Annotated in this window: 1 rRNA gene; it reads left to right on the forward strand. The window is 53.1% G+C overall.

Features of this window, described 5'->3' with window-relative positions:
* Window positions 1–203: 203 nt before the first annotated feature.
* A 16S ribosomal RNA gene (locus MSNKSG1_RS00005) occupies window positions 204–1,743 on the forward strand.
* Window positions 1,744–1,815: the final 72 nt, after the last annotated feature.

The following is a 1,815-nucleotide window of genomic DNA, read 5'->3' on the forward strand; positions in this document are numbered from 1 at the left end:
TTAACGGTTGACAAGGTCGGGATTCGATGTAGAATACGCGGCCTTGATTGAGCAGAGGCTCAACGCTCTTTAAAAAGTTAACCAAGTAATTCGTGTGGGCGCTGGCCGAGGTATTTCGGACACGAAATATCAGGACAGTGACTCGTCGAAATTGAGTTTTGTCTTGAGCAAGAATAGAGAATCTTCGGATTCTTGTATGATTTAAACTGAAGAGTTTGATCATGGCTCAGATTGAACGCTGGCGGCAGGCTTAACACATGCAAGTCGAGCGGTAACAGGTCCAGCTTGCTGGATGCTGACGAGCGGCGGACGGGTGAGTAATGCATAGGAAACTGCCCAATAGTGGGGGATAGCCCGGGGAAACCCGGATTAATACCGCATACGTCCTACGGGAGAAAGCAGGGGCTCTTCGGACCTTGCGCTATTGGATGTGCCTATGTCGGATTAGCTAGTTGGTGGGGTAAAGGCCTACCAAGGCGACGATCCGTAGCTGGTCTGAGAGGATGATCAGCCACATCGGGACTGAGACACGGCCCGAACTCCTACGGGAGGCAGCAGTGGGGAATATTGGACAATGGGGGCAACCCTGATCCAGCCATGCCGCGTGTGTGAAGAAGGCTTTCGGGTTGTAAAGCACTTTCAGTGAGGAGGAAAACCTTATGGTTAATACCCATGAGGCTTGACGTTACTCACAGAAGAAGCACCGGCTAACTCCGTGCCAGCAGCCGCGGTAATACGGAGGGTGCAAGCGTTAATCGGAATTACTGGGCGTAAAGCGCGCGTAGGTGGTTAGGTAAGCGAGATGTGAAAGCCCCGGGCTTAACCTGGGAACGGCATTTCGAACTGTCTGACTAGAGTATGGTAGAGGGTAGTGGAATTTCCTGTGTAGCGGTGAAATGCGTAGATATAGGAAGGAACACCAGTGGCGAAGGCGGCTACCTGGACCAATACTGACACTGAGGTGCGAAAGCGTGGGGAGCAAACAGGATTAGATACCCTGGTAGTCCACGCCGTAAACGATGTCAACTAGCCGTTGGGACTCTTGAAGTCTTAGTGGCGCAGCTAACGCACTAAGTTGACCGCCTGGGGAGTACGGCCGCAAGGTTAAAACTCAAATGAATTGACGGGGGCCCGCACAAGCGGTGGAGCATGTGGTTTAATTCGACGCAACGCGAAGAACCTTACCTGGCCTTGACATCCTGCGAACTTTCTAGAGATAGATTGGTGCCTTCGGGAACGCAGTGACAGGTGCTGCATGGCCGTCGTCAGCTCGTGTCGTGAGATGTTGGGTTAAGTCCCGTAACGAGCGCAACCCCTATCCCTAGTTGCTAGCAGTTCGGCTGAGAACTCTAGGGAGACTGCCGGTGACAAACCGGAGGAAGGTGGGGATGACGTCAGGTCATCATGGCCCTTACGGCCAGGGCTACACACGTGCTACAATGGCGCGCACAGAGGGCTGCAAACTCGCGAGAGTAAGCCAATCTCTTAAAACGCGTCGTAGTCCGGATCGCAGTCTGCAACTCGACTGCGTGAAGTCGGAATCGCTAGTAATCGCGAATCAGAATGTCGCGGTGAATACGTTCCCGGGCCTTGTACACACCGCCCGTCACACCATGGGAGTGGATTGCACCAGAAGTGGTTAGTCTAACCTTCGGGAGGACGATCACCACGGTGTGGTTCATGACTGGGGTGAAGTCGTAACAAGGTAGCCGTAGGGGAACCTGCGGCTGGATCACCTCCTTAAACGAAGCCGAATGCTTCGGTCAGAGTCCACACGAATTACTTGGTTGGCTAATAAAGAGAGCAAAAGGGTCT

This window comes from Marinobacter santoriniensis NKSG1, from assembly GCF_000347775.1.
Lineage (GTDB): Bacteria > Pseudomonadota > Gammaproteobacteria > Pseudomonadales > Oleiphilaceae > Marinobacter > Marinobacter santoriniensis.